We start from the raw sequence: 21,428 nt of genomic DNA, 5'->3' as shown, positions 1-21,428 counted from the left end.
TGCTCCTTTCGAATGCGTTCCGTACATCACCCGATTCTCCCCGGTTGACGCCAGCCTGCATGCGCTCGTGTCTGGGGTTGTTGGGAAAACATGCAAGCAGATTCTGGACCGGACAGATTGGTGATCTGCGTGCTCTGTGCCCCTGCAACACGGCGCGCTTGTCCTAACACCACGTTGTCTGTACGTGCCTTGAGGAGCCACATGAGAACTCGACTGACCACGAGACCACGGAGAGCGGCCGCATTCGGCACCGCCTTTGCGGTCGCTGCCGCGCTTACCGTCGTAGGGACGGCGCAGGCGGCCGTGGCCGACGACACACCGCACACCGAAGCGGCCGCCCAGGAGAACGTCGTTGCAGCTGAGACAGCTGAAGGGCTAGACGCGACAATCACTCCAGTTCCGGGCGGGAGCGAAGCCAGCGACCGTGCGGTCGAGACCCTGGCGGATGACCCGCAGATCAGTATGGAGGTCTCCGAGACCTCCGAATGGGCCATGAAACGCGAAGGCCTCACCGTGTTCTCATGGGGATTCACTCCAGGGGCAACCGTCACGATCACTGTCGATGAGAGCGTCCTCACCGGGGACACGGCAAACTCGAACGGCGAGCTGAACTTCAGCTTCACCGCCGGACTTGCGCCAGGCGAGTACACCATCACGCTGACCTCATCCGAAGAAGGCAGCGCCTCGCATCAGTTCACCGTCATCGCCGACGGTGAGTTCTACGACGACGAGTACACCGCCAACTTCGACCCCGCAATTCAAATGTCACGATGGGTCGTCAGTGAATCAGAACTCACCAGAGAGCCGATCAGCGTGACGGGATCGGGTTTCCCCAATTCGAGCAACCCCGTTGGCCCAACGACGGTGGATCTCGTGCTCGACGGAGAACTCGTCGAGACTGTCAGCACGGACATCGTCGGCGCAGTGGCAACGGAGATCTCCGGCCCATTGAGTCTTGGCACGCACGAGGTAGCACTGGTGAGCCCCGTCGGTGAGGCCACGAGGAGCATCGAGGTCGTTTCTGACGAGCAGGGTACACCGCCCGCAGCGGGTTCGTACATTGGAACTTCAGTGCAGACCCATGCAGACGGCGTTGAGCTCGATGAGCAGGAACAGCGACCGTTCAGCTTCGAGATCGACGACCATGGCCGGATCTCGGGCATTCAGGGTGAGTACTGGTGGTACTGCTCAGGCGGGTCAGGGTTCAAGGACCTCGCCGACGCTAGAATCCCCGCCACTCCCATGACCGCCGACCGGCCCTTCGAGGTCCAATGGCACGACTTCGTCATTTACGGCGCGGTGAACGCTGACGGAACCGCATCGGGCACGTTCTGGGATGGGATGGGTGAGTGTGGATCTTCGGTCCTAAACTGGAACACAGAGTTCGACGGTGACCGTCCCGACCCTGACCCGGTGTACGACCCGGAGGCCACGGTATCTCCTGAGTCGTTGACGGTGTCGGAACTCGCGAACACGGGGGTGGTCTTCGCCGGGACCCGGTTCGCTCCGGAGTCGGACGTGACCCTCACGGTCGCGGGCACCGAGGTAGTGGCGAGGGCCGCTGACGCCGATGGCGACGTCGAGTTCCCCTACACCAGCGATACGCTGGGTGCCGGTTCACACGAAGCGGTCCTCTCCTCGGTGGATGGCGAGGCGTCGGTGACCTTGACAGTGACCAAAGATGCTGACGCCAATCCGGGCACGATCCCCGGCATCGCTCCGGGCGAGGATGACCTGGACCCCGCACTGGAGGGGAAGGTCACCGCTCCGGCCGAGGCCGAACCGGGTGAGACGATCACCGTGACCGTCGAGGGTGTGGAACCCGGTACGAAGGTTGGGGTGTGGCTGTTCAGTGACGTCGCCTACCTGGGTACGCATGTGGTGGACGAAAACGGTCAGGTCAGGGTCACCATTCCCAAAAGCACCGACTACGGGAACGCGAAACTCGGCGTCTGGGCAGCAGGCGACCCCGATGTTCAGATCGGCTGGACCGCACTCACCATCATCGACGGCAACGACGGTGATGGTGACGATGATCCCGGCAGCGGCAGCGGAGCTGGCACGGACGTCGACGGTGACAGTGATCTGCCCGCGACCGGTTCCTCGATGTTCCTACTCATAACGGCCGGTGCGCTTCTGCTGGTGGCCGGTGTCGGCTTGGTGCTGCTGCGCGTCCGTAGTCGCGTGGCTGTGTGATCCTGACGGGTCTTACCTGACCCGCAAGCAGAGCGTGGGGGCTACCCGTCCGTGGCGGGTAACCCCCACGTGTTTCCGCGGCGCTGCTGACCGGATTTGCTGAGATGGTCCGGCGGGACCACCCAGACCCGCAGCTGCTCGAGGTCGGCTGCGGACCGGGTAATGTCGCGGCCTACCTGCGCCAGCTGGGGATGACCGTCGGTGGGGTCGACCTGTCGCCGGCCATGGTCGAGCTCGCGCGTCGCGAACATCCTGAGATCAGCTTCGACGTGGGCGAGATGAGCGCGCTTGACGTCGCGGACGCGAGCTTGGCCGGAGTGATCGCCTGGTACTCGGTGATCCACGTCCCCGCCACCCGGCGGCAGGGGGTGATCAGCGAGTTTCGCCGCTTGCTCCGGCCGGGCAGCTACGCACTGCTGGCCTTCCAGATCGGCGACGACACCCTGCACCTCGATGAGGCCTTCGGTCACAAGGTCTCGCTCGACTTCCACCGGCTGCAACCCGACGCCGTCATCGCTCTACTCGATAATGCGGGCTTCGATCTCACCGCCCGCCTCGTCCGGGCGCCCGCCTCGTCCGGGCGCCCGGCTCGACCGGTCCAGCCGCGAAGATCCCGCAGGGCTTCCTCATCGCTCGAAAGTCTGCTGGCCCCGTCTCGCCCGGGGATCCCGGCCGGAGCCATGTCGCCTACCTGTCAGCGAACGCTGAGCTGCGAAGACAGCGTCGCTATTGAGCCTGGGGTCTCGGCTGAGGTGGTTCAGGCCCCCGCGCGGGTGAACGTCACATGCGTGACTCCGCTGGGCGAGGAGGTTGCCTCGACCGTGTAGTTCTTCTCGAGGCCCTCCAGCTCGTCCCAGAGACGAACGCCCCGGCCGAGCAGGATCGGGACAACCGCTACGTGCATGTAGTCGACGAGCCCGGCAGCAAGGAAGTCGCGGAGCACGGTGGGACCACCGCCGATGCGCACGTCCTGGCCATCGGCCGCCTCGCGCGCGGTCTCGAGCGCCTCGGTGGGCGAGGCGTCGATGAAGTGGAATGTCGTGCCGCCCTCCATCTCGATCGACGGACGTGTGTGGTGGGTGAGGACGAAGACCGGCGTGTGGAACGGCGGGTTGGGACCCCACGCGCCCTTCCACTCCGGGTCTTCGTGCCATCCGGGGTGGCCGAACTTTCCGGCACCCATGATTTCGGCGCCAATTCCTGGATCGTGCTGCTTGACGAAGGCGTCGTCGACGCCACCGCTACCGCCGGCCTGCCACCACCGGGTGGTGAACATCCACTCGTGCAGTCTGTCGCCGGCGTGCCCGAAATGCGCGTCGGCGCTCTGGCCCTCACCGGTGCCGAAGCCGTCGAGAGAGATGGCGAAGTTGTGAACGCGGGCGAGGGACATGGCAGGTGCTCCTTCGGTGAAAGTGGGCCAACTCCCACACGTGGTGCGGAAGCGTAGATTGGTCGAAGGCTCGGAGCCGACTGTTACCGCAGGGAGTCGAGAACCTTGGCGATCCGCCGGCTGCCGGGTCTGTTCAGCCTTGGCGTCCGTGATCGTTTCCGCGCGCGCGTTTCGCGTCGACGACAAGCAGTCGGTTTTTTCACATCCAGCGCCACTCTAGTGTCCGGCGCTTTACGGGACACTAGTCCGCAGCCGTCCTCGTTCGTATCAGTGAAATTGCCGGTCACCAGCACTATGGCTAGGCAAGGCCGGTTGCCGCCACCCGGCGTAGACCGATCAGTGGATTGCTGCCTCATCCTGGGCCGCGTGACTTGGCCTTTGCGTTCAGATGAGGTGAAGTTGGGGGTATGGATCATCACACGCCGGATCAGAGTCTGTACAACGTCCCGTTCCGCACCGACGAGTTCGGCGGCATGCCGTATCGATACGTGGGGGCCAGCGGGCTGCGCGCATCGGCGATCGGCCTGGGCACCTGGAAGTTCGGCTATCCGGAGACGGGCGACGGGGCGCGAGTGGCCGAGGACGCGGCACTGCCGTTGCTGAGCCGAGCGGTGGAGCTGGGTGTCACGTTCTGGGACACGGCGAACCGGTACAACGCGGCGTCGGGCAACTCCGAGCGGGTCATCGGCCGCTGGCTGGCGGACAACCCGTCGCGGCGGCGTGATGTGGTCGTGGCGACGAAGACCTTCGGGGGCATGGACGGCATCACGCCCAATCATTCCGGCCTGTCTCGGCTGCAGATCATCCAATCGGTGAAGGCCTCGCTGGCCCGGTTGCGCACCGACTATCTCGACCTGCTCTGGTTCCATGGCTTCGACTCCCACGTGCCCGTGGCCGAGAGTCTGGAGGTTGTCGAGGACCTGGTGAGCCAAGGGTTGGTCAACTACCTGGCGGTGTCCAACGTGGAGCGTGGTCAGCTCGAGGAACTGCTGACGGTGGCAGGCACGATGTCCAGGAGGGTGCGTCCGGTCGCGGTCCAGAACCGATATGACCCGCTGAACGGCGAATACCGGCCCGGGGTGCTCGAGCTGTGTGTCGCCGAAGACCTTTCCTTCGTGCCGTACTCGCCGCTGGCGCAGGGACTGCTGACCGATCGCTACCTGGATCCTGACCGGGCTGGAGCAGGTGATCGCCTGGTGGACGAGGGGCTGCTGGCTGAGCTGGCGACCGAGGGCAACCTGAAGAAACTACGTCGCCTCGGCGACCTCGCGGCGGGATGGGACACGCAGGTGTCCACGCTGGTGCTCGGCTATCTCCTCACGCTGCCGGGCATGGGGCCGCAGATACCGGCGAGCTCGTCGATCGCGCAACTGGAGGCTAACGCCTCCGCGGGCAGACTTCACCTCGATGCCGGTCAGATCGGCGAGATCGCAGAGGTCTTTGCCGATCAAGGACGATAGGGTGCAGCGACGTACGGCTGGCGAATTGGGCCGTGCCAGCCGTAGGTCGCTTACCGCCCATCGTCGACGTCGCGTGTCGGCGCAGTGAGCGCATAGCGGATGAGTTCGGACCGTGACCTGAATCCGAGCTTGATGTACACGTTCCTCAGGTGGTAGTCGACCGTCCGAGGGCTGAGGAACAGTCGCGCGGCTATCTCACGGTTGCTGGCGCCTTGGCTTACCGCCTCGACGATACGGCGCTGCTGGGTGGTGAGGCCGGACCACGCCCCCGAATCGGTGTCGTCGATGTAGCCGGCCGCCTGCAGCTCGGCTCGTGTTCGATCGGCCCACGTCAAGGCTCCGGCCCGGTTGAACGTCTCGAGAGCGGCGGCCAGCACGGTGCGGGCGTCGGACCGTCGTCGGGCGCGACGCAGATACTCTCCGTACAACAGCTGTGTGCGTGCCCGCTCGATCACCTCGCCGGCCCACACGTGCAGGTCCAACGCGCGCCGGTACTGGGCGTCGGCCAACCGGCTCTCGCTCAGCAACGCGCGGACGCGGGCGGCCAAGGCCAACAGCAGCGGCGACTCCGACATGCCGGCCCAAGCCTCGAAACGCTCGAGATGACCGAGACCCAAGGCCGGCGTGCCAGCCCGCACCGAAGCCTCTACCAGATCCGGGACCACAGACAACCCGCTCGTCGATTGGCCGGCCGCCGATATGGCCGTCGTGAAGTGCCGCACGGCCAGTCCGGGCCGGCCCGCGGCAAGCTCGGTGTGGCCGAGCGCGCGATGCAGCGACACATCGGCCGATGAGATCTCCTGTGCGGCGTCCGTGGCCATGGTCGTCATGGGCCGAGTCTGGGCGCGGCCCAGCGGGCCGGACAAGCCTCGACGACTCCGGTGTCCGAGATTCTGGGAACTCTGGCCCATGGGACCAGGCTCGTCACCCGTAGGGTTGCAGTGTGAATGCCCGGCATGTCCTGGTGGTGGCGTACGACGGCACCGAACTGGTCGACGTCGCGTGCGTGACCACGTGTCTGGACATGGCGAACCGGCTCGGTGCCGATCCGCCGTATCTCGTCCGGCTCGTGAGCGTCGATGGCAAACCCGTGCGATGCGACTCCGGGCTCGAATTGCATGCGCAGGGCAGGCTGGAGGATTCCCTCGACGGCCTCGACACGGTCATCGTCTCCGGCGGACTAGGACACGAAGCGGCAGCTCAGAACCGGGAGATCGTCGGGCACATCCGCAAACTGGCCGGTCAGGCGCGCAGGACGGCGTCGGTCTGCACCGGCGCCACCGTGCTGGCTGCGACCGGCCTGCTCGACGGACGCTCGGCCACCACTCATTGGTGGTATGCCCGCCGCCTCGCGCAGCTGTTCCCCAACGTGAAGGTCGACGCCAGCCCGATCTACGTCCGTGACGGTGATATCGCCACGTCTGGGGGAGTGACGGCCTCGCTTGACCTGACTCTCGCATTCATCGAGGAGGACCACGGCTCCGAGCTGGCGCGGCGAGTCGCGCTGGGCGTGGTCGTATACCTGCAGCGGCCCGGGAACCAGGCGCAGATGAGCATCTTCAACACCGCTCCTCGAGCCGCACACGTCCTGGTCCGCAACGTCCTGGACTACGTCGTCGCCAATGTCGCCGCCGACCTCACGACCTCGTCGCTCGCGACGCACGCCGGTGTGAGTGTGCGGCACCTGACACGGCTGTTCCGCGAGCACCTCGGTGAGCCACCGGCCAAAGCCGTCCAGCGGATCCGCCTCGAAACGGTCGCCGGGTTGCTGACGTCCACGGAGCTTCCGATGTCACAGGTCGCCCGGCGGTCCGGCTTCTCCTCGGCCGAAACCATGCGCCAGGCCTTCGTGACCAGATACGGCATCACACCGTCACGCTTCAGGAGCACCCAGTCCGCGACGGGCGCGGCCAGGTGACCAGGTCGCCCGCGGCCCCAGGTTGAACCACGCTCAGCTGCGCGCCAGCCGGCGGGTGGCGAGCGCGAAGCCGGCGCCGGCGATGACCACCAGGGCCACCATGGCGGGAGCGTCCAGTCCGCTGCCGTCCCACGGGCTGCGGATGGCGACGATGAGCAGACCGGTCGGTGTCCAGGCCGCGATGTCGTTGAGCGTGTCGGGCAGGACGCTGGGCGGCGGGCCTCCACCGACCAAGAGGAACGTCCCGAAGAACAGCAGGAGGCCCAGCCCTTGGGCGGCGCGGGCGCTCGGCATCACCGATCCGAGCAGGACCCCGATGCCGGCGAAGGCGAGCATGCCGGCGGCGAACGCGGCGATGACACCACCGGCCGACTCGGGTGCCGCAAGATCGAAGGTGACCCAGGCTACGGCGGTCATCGCCGCGGCGCCGACGCTGGCCAGCATGACGAGTACTGCGGCCTGGGACACGACCAGCGCGCGGGCCGATAGGCCCGCCGCCCGGAAGCGGCGCACCACGCCGCTGTCGCGGTACGCGGCGAGGTGCGTAGGCGTGCCCATGAAGCCCATCACCGCGATGGCGGCGCCGAGATACGCGGTGAAGTAGAAGACGTCGCCGTTGAGGCCAGCGAAGACGTCGCCGCCGTGGTCCCTGAACGCCGCGACCAGCAGCACCATGAGCAGGACCGGGAACATCAGGCTCAGCACGAGGACGAGCGGCTCACGAGCCAGGAGCTTCACCTCCGTCCAGGTCAGGTATGCCGTCACGTCGCTTCTCCTTCGCTCGGTTGCCGCCCGGTCAGGGTCAGGAAGACGTCCTCCAGCGACGGGTAGTGGGTGCGGTAGTCAGTCGGCGTCACGCCCTGTCCGATCAGCGCTGCGGCGACGCGGGCCGCCGCCGTGCTGTGCCCGGTCACCGAGACCCGGCCGCCGTCGACGTCGACCGACGCCACCCCCGGAACTGTGAGCAGCGACCGCGGGTCGTGACCGTCAATAGCGCTGAACGTGATGGTGACAGGCCCTCCCTGGCGTGCGGTCAGAGCGTGCGGCGTGTCGCAGGCTACGACGCGTCCAGCGTCCATGACGGCGACCCGGTCGCACAGCGCTTCGGCCTCTTCCATGAAATGCGTCACCAGGACCACGGTGGCGCCACGGTCGCGCATCTGGCGGACCAGTTCCCAGGTCGCTCGCCGTGCGGTCGGATCCAGGCCGGTGGTCAGCTCGTCGAGCAGAACCAGCTCCGGATCTCCGAGCAAGGCCAGGGCGACGAACAGCCGCTGCCGCTCGCCGCCGGAGAGCACACCGAACGGGCGGTTGCGCAGCGGTTCCAGACCCCACGCCTGGATCGCGCCGTCGACATCCACCGGCTCGTCGCGCAACCGCGCAAACAACCGCACCGCCTCGATCACTCGTAGCCGCTCGGGCAGCGCCGATGACTGCAACTGGGACCCGATTCGCCGGCGCAGCCGATCTGTCTCCCGGCCGGGGTCGAGTCCGAGTACCTCGAGCCGGCCACCAGTCCGTGCCCTGAGGCCCTGCAGGATCTCGACGGTCGTCGTCTTTCCCGCTCCGTTCGAGCCCAAGATGCCGAAGACCTCCCCGTGCCGGACCTCGAACGAGACGTCGTCGATCGCAATGACGTCGCCGTAGGTCTTGCGGAGGTGCTCCACGCTGATGACGGTGTTCATGAACCTGGCCAGTCCTCGGGTCGGGTCGCCGATTGCCCCACGCCGCTTGACCCTAGGCCGGGCCACCCGTGGCCCGAATCAGTGAAATCGCTGGTATCGGCCCGCTACCGTGCGCGCTGGAAGATCGTGATCAGCACGCCCTCGCCCACCGTGATCGACTGCCTGAGCTTCCACGCCGACTTGTCCGAGGTTTCTGCGAACATGCGTCTCCCAGTACCGAGCAGGACCGGGAACGTCATGAGATGGATCTCATCGACCAGGTCGTGCTCGAGTAATCCCTGGACGAGCTGGATGCTGCCGGCGCACGGAGATGCCGCCCTCCACCTCGCCCTTGAATCGGGTCACCTCCTTGACGAGATCACCGGAGACCACGTGGGTGTTGTTCGCGTACGGCGGCGTGGACGCGGCTGTCCTGCTCCCAGAACAGGTCCTCGTTCTCCAGCGGCACCCCATCTACCTCGTCAGGCGTCCGCAGGCAGGACGGTGAAGGCCGGGGCGCCCCAGAGCGGAGCGACCGGTCGGAAATGCCGTTGATCGAATGTCAGCACGCGAGTGGTCTGAAATCGAGCAGCTATCACGACCAATGAGGCGTCCGCGATGCCGATATCGAGATCGTCGTAACGATCGATGACGCCGCTAGCCGAGGCGATATCGCCGGCATCGAAGTCCACCAGTTCATATGCCTCCGAGGCGACCTCGCTGAGGAACTCGCGTGCCGCCGCCGCTCCAAGCCTGCGCGCCAACATGTAATCGGCCTCGGCAAGCACGAAGGGAGAGAGCAAGAGCTCTTCGTCCGTGCCCGCAATCAGTTCGGCGACGGCGGTATGGTCGGGATGGCTCTCGTCCTTCGACGCGAGGATGCCACTTGTGTCAACGATGATCATGATCGCCGAAGCCCTGCGCCAACTCCGCGTCGATCTCTTCTGCCGTCAACGGCTCCTCGCTTCGGTAGCCACCAACCTTCGGGCGCGGGCGCCGCGGCTCGTCAACACTGGCCACCGGGGTGAGTGTGGCGATGACTCGGCCCCGTTCGGTGATCTCAAAGCTCTGCCCAGCTTTGACCTTGGCCAAGTATCGACTGGTGTGATGACTGAGCTCTCGAATGCCAACCGGAGACATACACCATATGTTACTACATTTGTTACCACATTGAGTGCCGTCTCTCTCGGTCGATCTTCGCTTGTCCCCCTTCTGACAGCTCAGTTGTCCGGACATGCCATGTACAGGTATTCGCTGATGCGGAGAAACCGGGGTGGACGGCTCACCGCGCCCGGAAGAAGCTTCTCCGCCTCGTCCTCACCGAGCAGCCGGGGATCCGAGAGCTCGATCTCCCGCTCATCGATCTGCAGCCGTGCCCGGCCCGACGCGAGCACATTGCGCGCCCAGTCGGACTCCGAGCCATAGACCAGGATGAACACGTAGCCACCGGACACCGCATGCGCGTCGAGTGGGGTGCGATAGGTCGTGCCTGAGACCCGGCCGGTGTGGACGAGTACCGGACGCGTTCCGCGCTTGAGCTCAAGCGGATTGAAGACCCGCTTGTTGATCTGTGTCCACCACCGGGGCATCGGCATCGGCATGACTCCTGTTGTCGGACGCCTCTACGGGCAGGCGCCGGCGCCGTCTCGATCGACGAGGCGATCAACCGCCCGGGACCGTTCCGCGGATCAGCCTATGCCCTCAACGGCGCGAAGGTGTATCGGCCGGGCCGGGTTCCGTGGTGACCAGTTCGACCACTGCGATCAGCGCGCCCGCCGCGATCGTGACGGCGACGACCACGCCGGCGCCCGGATAGTCCCAGAACACCAGCACCAGGGCCGCGGCGATCGCGATCACGGCCTGGACGCCCCGCCTGTTGGTGCGAAGCCACGTGATGTGCGGGATCGACTCCCAGCGCTCGGGGCCCAACCTGGCGCCCGCGCGGCGGACTGCCGCGCGAGCCGCCGTCGCCTGCCGGGACGGCCCGGCCAGGAAGGCGGCGGCCGCGACGATCAGTCCGAGGACGAGACCGGTTCGCAGGGTCGAGCGAAGGAACGTCACCCCACGGTCGAAGACGGCGGCAGCGGCCGCTTGGTCGACGTCCGCCGGCAGCGCGTCGAGATACGCCGGGCGAGCGAGCGCCAGGACGAGCCCGAGAGCGAACATCGCGAGCGCGCCGCCCAGCCCGGCTCGGATCAGCGCACGCCGCCGATCACGTGCGACGACGATACCGGCGGCGATCAGACCGAGCGCGAGCAGCGACAGCCACGAGCCCAGCCGGTCGGCGACGGCGAACCCGCGCTGCGCTCGGGTGACCTGTTCACCTTCGACCAGGACGAACTGGGCGTCGACCTCGGGTATGCGCGCGGCGAATCCGGCGCCGGCGGCCACGAGCCGCTGCTTGACCTCCGCGATGAGTGGTGCCAACTCCAGCGTCACGGTGTCCCCGGTCATGTCGACCACGCCCTGACCGGCGTTCCCAGTCATGAGCCCGACCACCCGGTCGTGCGCTCGCCGGTTCAGCTGGGTCCAGAGCTCGGCGAACCGCTCGCTGCCGACAAACGCCTGCACTCGCTCGCGCAGCCAGCTCTCGATCCCGTTGGCCAGCGGTACCGCGAGCCCTTCCAGGGCCGTGGTGTCCCGGGGGCCTATGTCGCGTTCGGCCAGCTCGTCCACCATCTCGGCGATGAGGTTCTCGACGTCGGCGGCGACGATGATCTCGGTGGTGAGCCGTTCGGTCGTACGACGGCGCGTCGTGATGCACGGGTCTGATCCTGAGACGTCTTCGCCATCGTGCGGGGGGATCTCGCGGTAGGCCTCACCCCGGACGGGTGAACCTGCGTGCGCGGGCATTCCACGCCTTGACGCCAAGGGAAGTTACCGACCGTCGCTGCTGGGCATCACTGTCGCATGACCATGGACACGGTGTTGACGGCGATCGGGGTCCTCGGCGCCGTGGTGGCGTCCCTCTCGGCGCGTATCCGCCGGCTGCCTGTGTCCGAGCCGTTGATGGGGCTGCTGATCGGGATTCTTCTGGGACGGCAGGTCAGCGGCCTCCTTCCGCTGCCTACACTGCTGGACGATCACGCGTTGATACATGAGGCGACGCGACTGCTTCTGGCGGTCTCTGTCATGTCGGTGGCGCTGCGGTACCCCATTGCGGAAGCCCGGAAACAGCGTCGCCCGGTGTTCATCCTCCTGCTTGTCGCCATGCCCGCGATGGCTTTCGTCACCGCGGGGCTGACGTGGGCGCTGCTAGGCGTCTCGGTCGCCGCAGCGGCGCTACTCGGCGCGGCCGTGTGCCCGACGGACCCGGTTCTCGCCTCTAGCGTGGTCACGGGTGAGCCCGCCGAGCACGACCTGCCGGCGCGAGACCGGCAAGTGCTCTCGCTCGAGTCCGGTGCCAACGACGGTCTGGCGCTGCCGTTCGTCCTGGTCGCGATCGCGTTGGCCGGGCCGCTGACGGGGACGGACGCGCTCCTCGAGTCCGTCTGGCAGGTCCTTGCCGCCATCGTCGTGGGTGTCTCCGCCGGATGGCTGGCAGCACACGCGCTGCGTATCGGCGAGGAGCACGGTGCGACCGATACCGAGCCGGCCTTGTTGTTCACTCTGCTCCTGGCGCTCGGCGTGCTGGGCGCAGCAGGCCTTCTCAAGGCTGACGGGATCCTCGCGGTATTCGCGGCGGGCCTGGCGTTCAACTACGCCAGTACCCGAGGTGATCGCGCCGGCGCGGTCTCCATCGACGAGGCGATCAATCGGTTCGCTGTGCTTCCAGTGTTCCTGCTGTTCGGTGCGATGCTGCCGTGGGAGGTTTGGGCCGACCTCGGCTGGCAGGGGCCTGCCCTAGCGGTAGCCGTGCTGGTGTTGCGCCGCGTGCCGTTGCTTCTCCTGATCCGCCGCACACTGAAGATGGAACGTCCCGACGCGCTCTACCTGGGCTGGTTCGGGCCTGTGGGCGTGTCGGCCCTGTTCTATCTCACGCTGGAGGCGGATCGTCTCGGCGTCGACCCTGTGGTGCTCGGGGCCGGAGCGCTGGTGGTTGCCGCCAGCACGGTGGCGCACGGTGTGACGAGCGCTCCCGGCCGCCTGCTCTACCGTCGTGCAGCTCACGAACCACGCTCATGATCATCTACGGTCGGCCGTGCTGCCGAGCCTGCCGAGAGTGACGACCGGACCTGAGCCGCGCCATACGCTCTCGATCCCGCCCCTGGCGCCCATTACTGGGATATCGCTCAAAAATAGTAACCCAAGCTATAGTTAACCTATGTCCGAAAGGAGCGAGGTACTGCGTCAGGTGATGCTTGAAACGAGCACCACCCAGTCTGAGCTGTCACGCGTCAGCGGGGTGCGCCAGCCGAGCATCAGCCAGTTCCTCTCCGAGAAGGTCGATCTCAGCGACGAGCAACTCGACCGGCTGTTGTCGTGTATGGGCTATCGTCTTGAAGTCATTCGGCGCCCGGTCGTCCCGGAGCTCACTCGTTCCGAGAGACGATCTTGGCGGCTGCATCGGCGACTGTCGACGCATCTGACCAGGTCCGGCCTGGAGCGGTGGCGTCCAACGATCGAGCGAAATCTTGAGCGGCTGCGGAGCACGGTGCGTGGCCAGCCGCACGTGCGCAACCTCGACCGCTGGGAATCACTGGTCGAGCGTCGCGACGTGCCGGGGATCCACCGCGTGCTCACGGGGCTGGATCGCGACTCCATCGAAATGCGTGAGGTGTCTCCGATGGGTGGCCTGCTTTCGCAGGACGAGCGCACCGAAGTGCTCGAAATGGTGGGCTGATGCGTCGGGATCAACTGGAGCACGCGATCCGGACGGCTTGTCAGATCATCGATCGCCGAGAGGTCATTGTGGTCGGATCTCAGGCCATTCTCGGCACCTTCCGCGAGGAGGAGCTCCCGGCCGAAGCCACTATGTCGGTCGAGGTGGACATCCTCCCGATCGCCGACAACAACGACGAGACCGCGCGACTCGCTGATCTCATCGAAGGAGTCGCGGGGGAGTTCTCACCGTACGAAGAGATGCACGGCTTCAGTATCGACGGCGTCGACATGGAGACCTCGGCGCTCCCTGAGGGCTGGCGGGATCGCTTGGTGAGGATAGAGAACGCCAACACGGCCGCACCCATAGGACATCCACAGTTCACGGGCTGGTGCCTCGACAAGGAGGACCTCTGTGTCGCGAAGCTTTGTGCCCTCCGGGAGAAAGACCGCAACTTCGTTGCGGCGTTGCTGGATGCCGGCCTCGTCGATTCGGCAGTCATCGCGGTTCGACTCGCGGCGGTGCCCAAGTACCATCAATCGGCTGCCGAACGTGCCTCTGACTGGCTCGCGCCTTGGCTTAGCGAATGACCACCTCGTGCCCGTACCGCTCGAGTTGGTCACCGGGAGCCTGCGCGTTGGTCACCGGGAGCCTGCGCGTTGCTTCCATGATCATCAACGGCCCACCGGACTATGCCGCAGCCGACCGTTGATGATCATGAGAGATACCTAATCGCCGGCCTTGGTGACGCCGAACATCAGGACGCGGCGGTCGATGTCGTAGAAGACGTTGCTGGTGTTCTCCAAGACATCCTGTAGCGCGTCGGCATCCTCGGGGCTGATGGTGAGCACCTCTTCCCAGGCACCCTCGTCCAGCACCAGTTGGAGAGTCCAAATCCCGCTCTCGCCGCTCTCCCGCGCGGTCCAGCTGAACTGGTAGTGCGTGAGCTGCCGCACCCGCAGGCTGTCGTCAGTCATGCGGGGCTTGCTGTTCTGGCTCTTCGTCTCTTGTCGTGCCATGGTGGTCTCCCCACTCGGGCGCCCCCGTCGAGCGGCGCGGCTGATGAACGTACGGATGACGCGTACCCCGTCGATCCGCGTTCACGCAGGCTGCCGGTTACGTGGTGGAGATTCGAACCATTCGCGGCGCTCGGCTCAATGCTGCCGACGTGAGTGGCGACGTAGCTGAGCGATTCGGGCGCCACCGATGACCGCCGCCAGAATGGCTGTGCCGGCCGCGGCGATGAGCAAGGCCAACGCCAACGGCGCGGAGCCCTCCATCCAGAGGAAGGTGACTTCGACCTCGCGGGTGTTCTGCAGCATGAACACGATCAGAATGACGAACAATGCTGTCGCGACGCAGATCCCCACCCATGCGGCTCCCATTCTGGTCCGGGGAACTCGCTTGGACGTCGACGGTGTAGGCGTGTCGGCAGACTCGGACACGGGCGCGTTCTGATCTGCGGGCGCCTGCGGCGAGTCGCCGCCGCGGTCATTGTGGTCGGCGGGTTTGCCTGAATTGTTCAGTGTGGACATGGCCATCATCCGTCGCATGGACACCGGTGTGGCGAACACCCATCAGAACTGGGATGTTGTCGTTCCCGGGCTATCGCAATTCTACCCGCGGGATCCAGAACTATCCGCCGGATTCGCGTGATTGCCCGGCGTCAGGGCGTAGGGGGAGTGACCACCACCAGGATCGAGGCGGTCTGATCGGACTCGTTCACGTAGCGGTGGGGCTGGCGCGAGTCGAACGTGACCGCCTCATGTGCGCACACTCGCTCGACCTGGTCGCCGACCTCCAGCCGCACTTCACCGGCGAGGACGTACAGGCATTCGGTCGAGGGATGGCTCCAGGGCACGTCCGCGCTGGAATCGCCCGGAGCCAGGTCGGCGTGGAGTATCTCGAGGTCGCCGCGACCGGGGGTCACCCGTTCGTAGGTGACGATTCCGGCGGGGGCGACCATCCGGAATCTCTGCCCCGGCCGTGAGATGTGCACGGCTGGGGCGTCGGGTTCGTGAAACAAGGAGGCGAGCTCGGCGTCGAACACCTTCGCGAGCTTGCGCAGCGTGGTGACGCTGGGATCGGTGCGGCCGTTCTCGATCTGGCTGAGCAGAGCCGCCGACAGTCCTGCCTCGTCAGCCACCTGCCTCAGGGTGAGGCTGCGATGCTGGCGGAGCGCCCGCAGGCGGTCACCGATCAACGGCCACCTCACGTTTCGTTACGGTGAAAATGTTCACTCAGGCTGTACAAGTGGAGTAGTCACATGCTCTCATACGGCGTGGGGGCTCGCCACAGGCCGGCCGCAGTGGACACGATGAGCAGCTCGCCGGGTGCGAGCGGTTTCGGAATGGAGAACCATGGTGCGAAGCAGGACCGGACGCGTCGCAAACGTGACGACCGTGATGGCCGCGGTTGTCGCACTGGCTGCTTGCACGGCCGGCGGTGGCGGCGGTGGTGCTTCCGGGGGCGACGAGGGTGACGGCGGAGCCGGCGAGAACGGTGCCGCATCCGGGGGCACACTCACGGTGAGCACGTCGTTCGTCATCAACAGCCTCGACCCCGGCCAGGTCTACGAGGCGACGGGAGCCCTGGCGGTGCACGCGATGTACGAGACGCTGGTGACGTTCTCCGGCTCCGACGTCTCCACACCTGAGCCGTTGCTGGCGGAGTCGTGGGAGGCCAACGCGGACTCTACTGAGTTCACCTTCAACCTGCGCGACGACGCCGTGTTCGCCGACGGATCTCCGGTCGAGGCGGAGGACGTCGTCTTCAGCATCAACAGGCTCAACAATCTCAGTGGGAGCCCTTCGGTCACCGTGGAGGGCCTGAGCGCCAGCTCGCCGGAAGAGGGCGTCGTCGTCGTCAGCAGCGATGAGCCCAACCCCAGCGTTCCCACCATCCTGGCCATGCCGGCCGCCGGCGTGCTGAACGCCGAGATCGCCGCCGAGAACGGCGCGACCGACAGTGAGGACGCCGCGTCCGAGGATTCCGCCACGCCGTTCCTCGACCAGACCTCCGCCGGGTCGGGACCCTACGTCTTGGGCTCGTTCGATCCCGCATCCGAGGTAGTCCTCGAGGCCAACCCCGAGTACTGGGGCGAGGCGCCGGGATTCGACCGCATCGTCATCAAGAACGTCGACGCCCAGAACCAGAAGCTGGCCATCGAGCGCAGCCCGGGCGCGGAGATCGCGCTGGACCTTTCCGGCCGGCTGCTCGACGGTCTCGACTCCTCCCTGCAGACCTCCGGCGCTCAGGACACGTTCTACTTCGTGACCCTGCACCAGGACCCTGAGGTCAGCGAGGTCACATCCAACCCGGACTTCATCAAGGCACTTCGCGCGTCGATGGACTACGAGGGGATCGCGGCGCTGTTCGGCCAGGACGCCCTCCCGGCGGCTGGGATGGTGCCCCCGGCGTTCCCCGGCGCACTGCCGGACTCGGAGACCAAGTCTCAGGACCTCGACGCCGCACGTGACCACCTGGACGCCAGCGGCCTCGAGGATCCGAGCGTCTCGCTGATGTACCCCGCCATCACCTACCGCGGTGTCGACCTGGGCACCATCGCCACCAAGGTGCAGAACGACGCCGCCGAGGCCGGCATCACGATCGAGCTCGACCCGCAGCCCATCGCCGCCTTCCTCGACGCCCAGTCCGCCGGCCGGGTCGCCTTCCGGTTCAGCCCGCAGTCGCTGAACTACCCGGTGGCGTCCTCTCTGGTGAACAACTTCGCGCCGGGCCAGCCGAGCGCGATGCGCAGCGGCTGGTCCGCCGAGCTCGCGAGCCCGGAGATGATCGCGGCCGGAGAAGCGGTTCAGGAGGCGCTCGATCCGGAGGCGCAGGATACCGCGATGCAGGAGTGGCAGCGCCTGCTGGACGAGGAGAGTCCCTTCATCACCTTGGCCTACAACTCCGGCGTCGTTGTCGCCACCCCCGACCTCGCCGGCGTCGAGTATTCGCCCGCGGGGTGGCAGGTTGATCTGCGGTCGGTGAGGCGGTCTTGACAACCGGTGTCAGCCGGCCGGCGCCTCCGGGCGCCGGCCGGCGGCGCCACGCACCACTCACCCGCCTGCTGCTGCGGCGCGCGATGACCACCGTGATCCTGCTCTTCGGGGTCACGGTGCTCACGTTCAGTCTGATTCAGCTCGTGCCCGGCGACTCCATGACGGCGAGCCTGTCCGAGACGGCGCTCAACGACCCAGCGGTGGTCTCCGCGTATCGGGACAAGTGGGGTCTTGACGAGCCCGTCACCACTCAGTACGCGATCTATCTCGGCAACCTGCTTCAAGGTGACCTCGGGATCTCCCGCCAGACCAGCCGCCCCGTCCTCGGCGACCTCATGACCTACGTGCCGGCCACTCTGGAGATCGCTATCCCCGCGATGATCCTCTCGGTGCTCCTGGGTACCGGGATCGGCCTGTACGCCGCGCTGCGGCACGGCCGCGTCGGTGACCAGGTGGTGCGGGTGGGTTCCCTGCTGGGCCTGTCCACCCCGCCCTTCTGGCTGGCCCTGGTTACCCTCTATGTCTTCTTCTACGTGCTCGGCCTTGCGCCGTCCGGCGGCCGGCTGAGCTCGTGGATCACGCCGCCCCCGACACGCACCGGAATGCTCACTGTCGACGCCCTCCTCGCGGGGCAATGGATGACCTGGTGGGACGCCGTGCAGCACCTGCTGCTACCGGTGGCCGTGCTCACCTGCCTCACCGTCGCCACGCTGGTGCGGTTCGTGCGTTCGGCGATGCTGGAGGTTCTGGACCAGGACTACGTCCGCGCGGCACGGGCCAAGGGACTGCCCACGGCCACCGTGCTGCGCCGTCACGTGCTCCGCGCGGGCCTGGTCCCGGTCATCACCGTCTCCGGTCTGGCTTTCGCGTCACTGCTGTCCGGCACCGTCCTCGTGGAGCAGATCTTCTCCTGGCCCGGTGTGGGCCAGTACGCCTTCCGGGCCGCCAGCGGGCTGGACCTGCCGGCCGTGCTCGGAGTCAGCCTGTTCGTCGCCGTCGTCTACACCCTGGTGAATCTCATGGTGGATCTGCTCTATGGCGTCATCGACCCGAGAATCCGGCTGTCATGACCGGACCCCGTATCGACTTGACGCCGTCCGAGAGCGGTGACCCCGTGACCACTGGGACAGTCCCGCCGGCACCCGGAGGCGACCCCCGTACTCAGCGGCTGCTTGAACGCCGCCGATGGGCCGGCCGGTTGCGGGTGCGGTCGGTGTCCAGCACCTGGCGCCAGCCGTCGGTCGTCTTCGCGCTCATCCTGCTCGGTGTATGGATGCTCGCTGCTGCCCTGGCTCCCGTCGTCGCTCCATTCGATCCGGTCACGCAGTCTGCCAACCTCTACGCTTCGCCCTCCGCCGAGCACTGGTTCGGCACCGACGAGCTGGGGCGCGACGTCTTCAGCCGGGTGGTCCACGGGGCGCGGCTCTCGCTTCCGGTGGCGGTGATCATCGTCGGTGTCGCCCTGGCCATCGGCGCGGTGCTCGGTCTCCTCGCCGGGTATCTCGGACGCGCCGCCGACGAGGTCATCATGCGGGTCACCGACCTCGTCTTCGCCTTTCCGCAGATCATCCTGGCGATGGCCGTCGCGGCGGCGTTCGGGCCCAGCACCCGCAACGCCGTCCTCGCGCTCATCATCGTCTCCTGGCCTACCTATGCCCGGGTGATCCGCTCGTCGGTCCTGTCGGTGCGTGGGGCCGATTACCTGGCGGCATCGCGGCTCCTGGGTGTCGGGCCGGTGATGGCCCTGCGCCGGGACGTCGTTCCCAATGCCGTCGGGCCGGCCGTCGTGCTCGCCACCCTCGAGCTGGGCAACGCGGTGCTGATGCTCGCGGCGCTGTCCTTCCTCGGACTGGGGCCGCGCCCACCCGCCCCGGAGTGGGGAGCAATGATCGCCGCGGGCTCGCGTGACCTGTCCATGTGGTGGGTCAGCGTCTTTCCCGGCCTGGCCATCCTCACTGTGGTGCTGGCGTTCAACATCCTCGGCGACGCGCTGCGAGACCGCTTGGACCCGCGCTACGCGAAGGGACTCTCGTGACAGCCTTGCTCGATGTCCGCCACCTCGCTGTGTCCCTGCCGGGCGCGGGCGGGCAGGTGCTGCCCGTGATCCACGACGCCACCCTGCAGGTGAGCCGCGGCGAGATCGTGGGTATCGCGGGGGAGAGCGGCTCCGGGAAGAGCATGACCGCCCAGGCGCTGCTGGGTCTGCTTCCGGAACGGGCCCAGGTGTCCGGGTCCGCCGTGCTGGACGGCAACACCGAGCTGGTCGGGCGGAGTGGGCGCGCGTGGCGTACCGTTCGCGGAACGCGCATCGCGATGGTCTTCCAGGACGCCACCGCCGCGCTGCATCCGATGCTCACGGTCGGACGGCAGCTCACCGAGCACATGCGCGAGCACCTGGGCCTGGACCGCCGGGCGGCCGAGGCCCGTGCGCTGGATCTGCTGGACCGGGTGCGTATCCCCGGTGGCCGGGGCGCGCTGCGCTCGTATCCGCACCAGCTCTCCGGGGGAATGCGGCAGCGGGTGGCGATCGCCAGCGCCCTGGCCTGCGAGCCGGAACTGCTCATCGCCGACGAGCCGACCACGGCCCTGGACGTGACCGTGCAGGCCGGGATCCTCGAGCTCTTCGACGAACTGCGCCGGGAATCCGGCCTCTCAGTACTGTTCATCACCCACGACCTGGGGGTGCTCGCCGCGCTGACGGTTCGTGCCTACGTGTTCTACGCGGGGCGGGTGATGGAGTCCGGCCCCACCGGCGAGCTCTTGTTGCGGCCCCGCCACCCGTACACGGCTGCCCTGCTGCATGCCCGCCCGCACGCCGACGACAGCTGGACCCTGCCGGAGGACGGGGTCACACGCCCGGATGAGGCGGCGGAGCGGCGGACGCAACCCCTGGTGACCATTCCCGGCAGTGCCGTCTCTCCGGCCGCGGCCCCGCCCGGCTGCCCGTTTGCGCCGCGCTGCGCCTACGCGGAGGCCGCCTGCACCGGCGAGCTCCCCCCGGTGACGGAGGTCCGTCCCGGCCACGCGGTGGCCTGCCGGGTGCTGCCCGATCTGACGGAGGTTCCGGCATGAGTGCGCTGACGGTCGACGACGCCGCCGTGGAGTACAGCTCGCGCGGCCGGGGGACGGTGCGGGCGGTGGACGGGGTGTCCTTGGAGGTGGCCCGCGGCCAGATAGTCGGGCTGGTGGGGGAGTCCGGCTGTGGGAAGTCGTCGCTGGCGCGGGCGGTCGCCGGACTGGAGCCAGTCGCATCCGGGCAGGTTCTGATCGATGGCCGGCCGGTATCACCGCTGGGCTGGCGTCGTCGCACTGGACAAGACGTGCGTCTGCAGATGGTGTTCCAGAACCCCTACGCCTCGCTCAATCCGCGCCGCACCGTGGGGTCCCAGGTCGCCGACGGGCTGCCCGAGGGGCGCTCGTCGGCCGTTCGTCATGCTGAAGTGAGCCGGCTGCTGGACCTCGTGGGGATGCCCGCCGACGCCGCGGCCCGCTACCCACACCAGTTCTCCGGCGGTCAGCGCCAACGGATCGCGATCGCCCGCGCCCTCGCGCCCGAGCCGGAAGTACTCATCGCGGACGAGCCGGTGACAGCTCTGGACGCCTCCTCGCAGGCGCAGATCGTCAACTTGCTGGTCTCGCTGGTGGCCGAGCTCAGTGTGGGCGTGCTGTTCATCTCCCACGACCTGGCGCTGGTGCGCGAGATCGCGGACATCACCGCCGTGATGTATCTGGGGCGCATCGTGGAGATGGGGCCTACCCAGCAGGTCTGGGGTGCGCCTCGGCACCCGTACACGCGTGCGCTGATCGACGCGCTGCCCCGGATCACCGAGGCCCCTCGGCTGCCGGTTCCGTTGCGGGGCGAGGTGCCCGACGCCGCCCACGTCCCCACCGGCTGCCGGTTCCGGCCACGCTGCCCGGTCGCGATGGACGTATGCACCGAACAACCTCCGATCATCACGCTCGGCCCCGCCATGGCGGAGTGCTGGCTCGCCGAGTCCGCCCGCGACGACGACCGGCCGTCGGACAAGCACTAG

At 67.2% G+C, this 21,428-nt stretch carries 24 protein-coding genes; 12 read left to right on the top strand and 12 right to left on the bottom strand.

The window, feature by feature from the left end; translation table 11 throughout:
* The first annotated feature begins 201 nt into the window (after positions 1 to 201).
* Both G1H11_RS17250 and G1H11_RS17245 read left to right on the top strand, forming a co-directional pair.
* Entirely contained in the window at positions 202 to 2,196 is a 1,995-nt protein-coding gene (locus G1H11_RS17250) for an LPXTG cell wall anchor domain-containing protein (protein ID WP_163819829.1), read from the top strand.
* A gap of 104 nt (positions 2,197 to 2,300) precedes the next feature.
* Entirely contained in the window at positions 2,301 to 3,023 is a 723-nt protein-coding gene (locus G1H11_RS17245; protein WP_163819828.1) for a class I SAM-dependent DNA methyltransferase, read from the top strand.
* On the opposite strand, the gene G1H11_RS17240 is transcribed toward G1H11_RS17245, so the two are convergent.
* Positions 2,954 to 3,586, bottom strand: coding sequence for a dihydrofolate reductase family protein (locus G1H11_RS17240; RefSeq protein ID WP_163819827.1), 633 nt, complete (start codon positions 3,584 to 3,586; stop codon positions 2,954 to 2,956). The two genes, G1H11_RS17245 and G1H11_RS17240, sit on opposite strands and share 70 nt — an antisense overlap.
* A gap of 407 nt (positions 3,587 to 3,993) precedes the next feature.
* Here G1H11_RS17240 and G1H11_RS17235 point away from each other — a divergent pair, with 407 nt between their 5' ends.
* Complete coding sequence (locus G1H11_RS17235) at positions 3,994 to 5,046, top strand: aldo/keto reductase (protein ID WP_163819826.1); 1,053 nt, start codon at positions 3,994 to 3,996, stop codon at positions 5,044 to 5,046.
* A 50-nt stretch (positions 5,047 to 5,096) separates the two neighbouring features.
* On the opposite strand, the gene G1H11_RS17230 is transcribed toward G1H11_RS17235, so the two are convergent.
* Positions 5,097 to 5,876 (bottom strand): helix-turn-helix transcriptional regulator, encoded by a 780-nt coding sequence (locus G1H11_RS17230; protein WP_163819825.1) that lies wholly within the window; start codon positions 5,874 to 5,876, stop codon positions 5,097 to 5,099.
* Between the two features lie 113 nt (positions 5,877 to 5,989).
* On the opposite strand from G1H11_RS17230, the gene G1H11_RS17225 reads away from it, so the two are divergent.
* Positions 5,990 to 6,964 (top strand): helix-turn-helix domain-containing protein, encoded by a 975-nt coding sequence (locus tag G1H11_RS17225; RefSeq protein WP_163819824.1) that lies wholly within the window; start codon positions 5,990 to 5,992, stop codon positions 6,962 to 6,964.
* A gap of 33 nt (positions 6,965 to 6,997) precedes the next feature.
* On the opposite strand, the gene G1H11_RS17220 is transcribed toward G1H11_RS17225, so the two are convergent.
* The 7 genes from G1H11_RS17220 to G1H11_RS17190 all read right to left on the bottom strand — a co-directional run bounded on the left by G1H11_RS17220 (position 6,998) and on the right by G1H11_RS17190 (position 11,481).
* The gene (locus G1H11_RS17220; RefSeq protein ID WP_163819823.1) at positions 6,998 to 7,729 is read right to left on the bottom strand and encodes an ABC transporter permease; all 732 of its coding nucleotides are present in this window, start codon (positions 7,727 to 7,729) and stop codon (positions 6,998 to 7,000) included.
* Positions 7,726 to 8,649 carry an ABC transporter ATP-binding protein gene (locus tag G1H11_RS17215; RefSeq protein WP_163819822.1) on the bottom strand — a complete coding sequence of 308 codons (924 nt, stop codon included), beginning with the start codon at positions 8,647 to 8,649 and terminating at the stop codon, positions 7,726 to 7,728. Before G1H11_RS17215 ends, G1H11_RS17220 begins: the two co-directional genes overlap by 4 nt.
* A gap of 104 nt (positions 8,650 to 8,753) precedes the next feature.
* Positions 8,754 to 8,888, bottom strand: coding sequence for a dihydrofolate reductase family protein (locus G1H11_RS25290; protein WP_246211493.1), 135 nt, complete (start codon positions 8,886 to 8,888; stop codon positions 8,754 to 8,756).
* A 222-nt stretch (positions 8,889 to 9,110) separates the two neighbouring features.
* Positions 9,111 to 9,533 (bottom strand): PIN domain-containing protein, encoded by a 423-nt coding sequence (locus G1H11_RS17205; RefSeq protein WP_163819821.1) that lies wholly within the window; start codon positions 9,531 to 9,533, stop codon positions 9,111 to 9,113.
* Positions 9,520 to 9,768, bottom strand: a complete 249-nt coding sequence (locus G1H11_RS17200; RefSeq protein ID WP_163819820.1) for a type II toxin-antitoxin system Phd/YefM family antitoxin — start codon at positions 9,766 to 9,768, stop codon at positions 9,520 to 9,522. The genes G1H11_RS17205 and G1H11_RS17200 overlap by 14 nt, the downstream gene beginning before the upstream one ends.
* Before the next feature lie 80 nt (positions 9,769 to 9,848).
* A complete protein-coding gene (locus G1H11_RS17195; protein WP_163819819.1) occupies positions 9,849 to 10,223 on the bottom strand; it encodes a nitroreductase family deazaflavin-dependent oxidoreductase in 375 nt (124 codons plus the stop codon).
* 106 nt (positions 10,224 to 10,329) lie between these two features.
* Entirely contained in the window at positions 10,330 to 11,481 is a 1,152-nt protein-coding gene (locus G1H11_RS17190) for a hypothetical protein (RefSeq protein WP_163819818.1), read from the bottom strand.
* A 57-nt stretch (positions 11,482 to 11,538) separates the two neighbouring features.
* Here G1H11_RS17190 and G1H11_RS17185 point away from each other — a divergent pair, with 57 nt between their 5' ends.
* From G1H11_RS17185 to G1H11_RS17175, 3 genes are all read left to right on the top strand, one after another.
* Positions 11,539 to 12,753, top strand: coding sequence for a cation:proton antiporter domain-containing protein (locus tag G1H11_RS17185; protein ID WP_163819817.1), 1,215 nt, complete (start codon positions 11,539 to 11,541; stop codon positions 12,751 to 12,753).
* Positions 12,754 to 12,892: 139 nt separating this feature from the next.
* Positions 12,893 to 13,411, top strand: coding sequence for a helix-turn-helix domain-containing protein (locus G1H11_RS17180; RefSeq protein ID WP_216843859.1), 519 nt, complete (start codon positions 12,893 to 12,895; stop codon positions 13,409 to 13,411).
* Positions 13,411 to 13,980: a DUF6036 family nucleotidyltransferase gene (locus G1H11_RS17175; protein WP_163819816.1), complete on the top strand. Its 570-nt coding sequence runs from the start codon at positions 13,411 to 13,413 to the stop codon at positions 13,978 to 13,980. Before G1H11_RS17180 ends, G1H11_RS17175 begins: the two co-directional genes overlap by 1 nt.
* 138 nt (positions 13,981 to 14,118) lie before the next feature.
* Here the strand turns inward: G1H11_RS17175 and G1H11_RS17170 are convergent, their stop codons facing one another.
* The 3 genes from G1H11_RS17170 to G1H11_RS17160 form a co-directional block, all read right to left on the bottom strand.
* Entirely contained in the window at positions 14,119 to 14,367 is a 249-nt protein-coding gene (locus tag G1H11_RS17170; RefSeq protein WP_216843858.1) for a hypothetical protein, read from the bottom strand.
* Positions 14,368 to 14,544: 177 nt separating this feature from the next.
* Positions 14,545 to 14,925: a lipopolysaccharide assembly protein LapA domain-containing protein gene (locus tag G1H11_RS17165; protein WP_163819814.1), complete on the bottom strand. Its 381-nt coding sequence runs from the start codon at positions 14,923 to 14,925 to the stop codon at positions 14,545 to 14,547.
* Between the two features lie 131 nt (positions 14,926 to 15,056).
* Positions 15,057 to 15,536, bottom strand: coding sequence for a helix-turn-helix domain-containing protein (locus G1H11_RS17160; protein WP_343074873.1), 480 nt, complete (start codon positions 15,534 to 15,536; stop codon positions 15,057 to 15,059).
* A 247-nt stretch (positions 15,537 to 15,783) separates the two neighbouring features.
* Between G1H11_RS17160 and G1H11_RS17155 the strand changes: the two genes are divergently transcribed.
* The 5 genes from G1H11_RS17155 to G1H11_RS17135 are packed head-to-tail and all read left to right on the top strand — an operon-like array spanning position 15,784 to position 21,428.
* Positions 15,784 to 17,394 carry an ABC transporter substrate-binding protein gene (locus G1H11_RS17155; protein ID WP_216843856.1) on the top strand — a complete coding sequence of 537 codons (1,611 nt, stop codon included), beginning with the start codon at positions 15,784 to 15,786 and terminating at the stop codon, positions 17,392 to 17,394.
* Entirely contained in the window at positions 17,391 to 18,464 is a 1,074-nt protein-coding gene (locus G1H11_RS17150; protein ID WP_216843855.1) for an ABC transporter permease, read from the top strand. The genes G1H11_RS17155 and G1H11_RS17150 overlap by 4 nt, the downstream gene beginning before the upstream one ends.
* A complete protein-coding gene (locus G1H11_RS17145; RefSeq protein WP_163819812.1) occupies positions 18,461 to 19,429 on the top strand; it encodes an ABC transporter permease in 969 nt (322 codons plus the stop codon). The genes G1H11_RS17150 and G1H11_RS17145 overlap by 4 nt, the downstream gene beginning before the upstream one ends.
* Positions 19,426 to 20,466, top strand: a complete 1,041-nt coding sequence (locus tag G1H11_RS17140) for an oligopeptide/dipeptide ABC transporter ATP-binding protein (protein WP_163819811.1) — start codon at positions 19,426 to 19,428, stop codon at positions 20,464 to 20,466. The genes G1H11_RS17145 and G1H11_RS17140 overlap by 4 nt, the downstream gene beginning before the upstream one ends.
* Positions 20,463 to 21,428, top strand: a complete 966-nt coding sequence (locus G1H11_RS17135) for an ABC transporter ATP-binding protein (RefSeq protein ID WP_163819810.1) — start codon at positions 20,463 to 20,465, stop codon at positions 21,426 to 21,428. The genes G1H11_RS17140 and G1H11_RS17135 overlap by 4 nt, the downstream gene beginning before the upstream one ends.

The organism is Phytoactinopolyspora alkaliphila (genome assembly GCF_010550695.1).
In the GTDB taxonomy this organism is placed as follows: Bacteria; Actinomycetota; Actinomycetes; order Jiangellales; family Jiangellaceae; genus Phytoactinopolyspora; species Phytoactinopolyspora alkaliphila.
The sequence above is the reverse complement of the archived record's forward strand: the minus strand, read 5'-3'. Positions and strand labels throughout refer to the sequence as shown.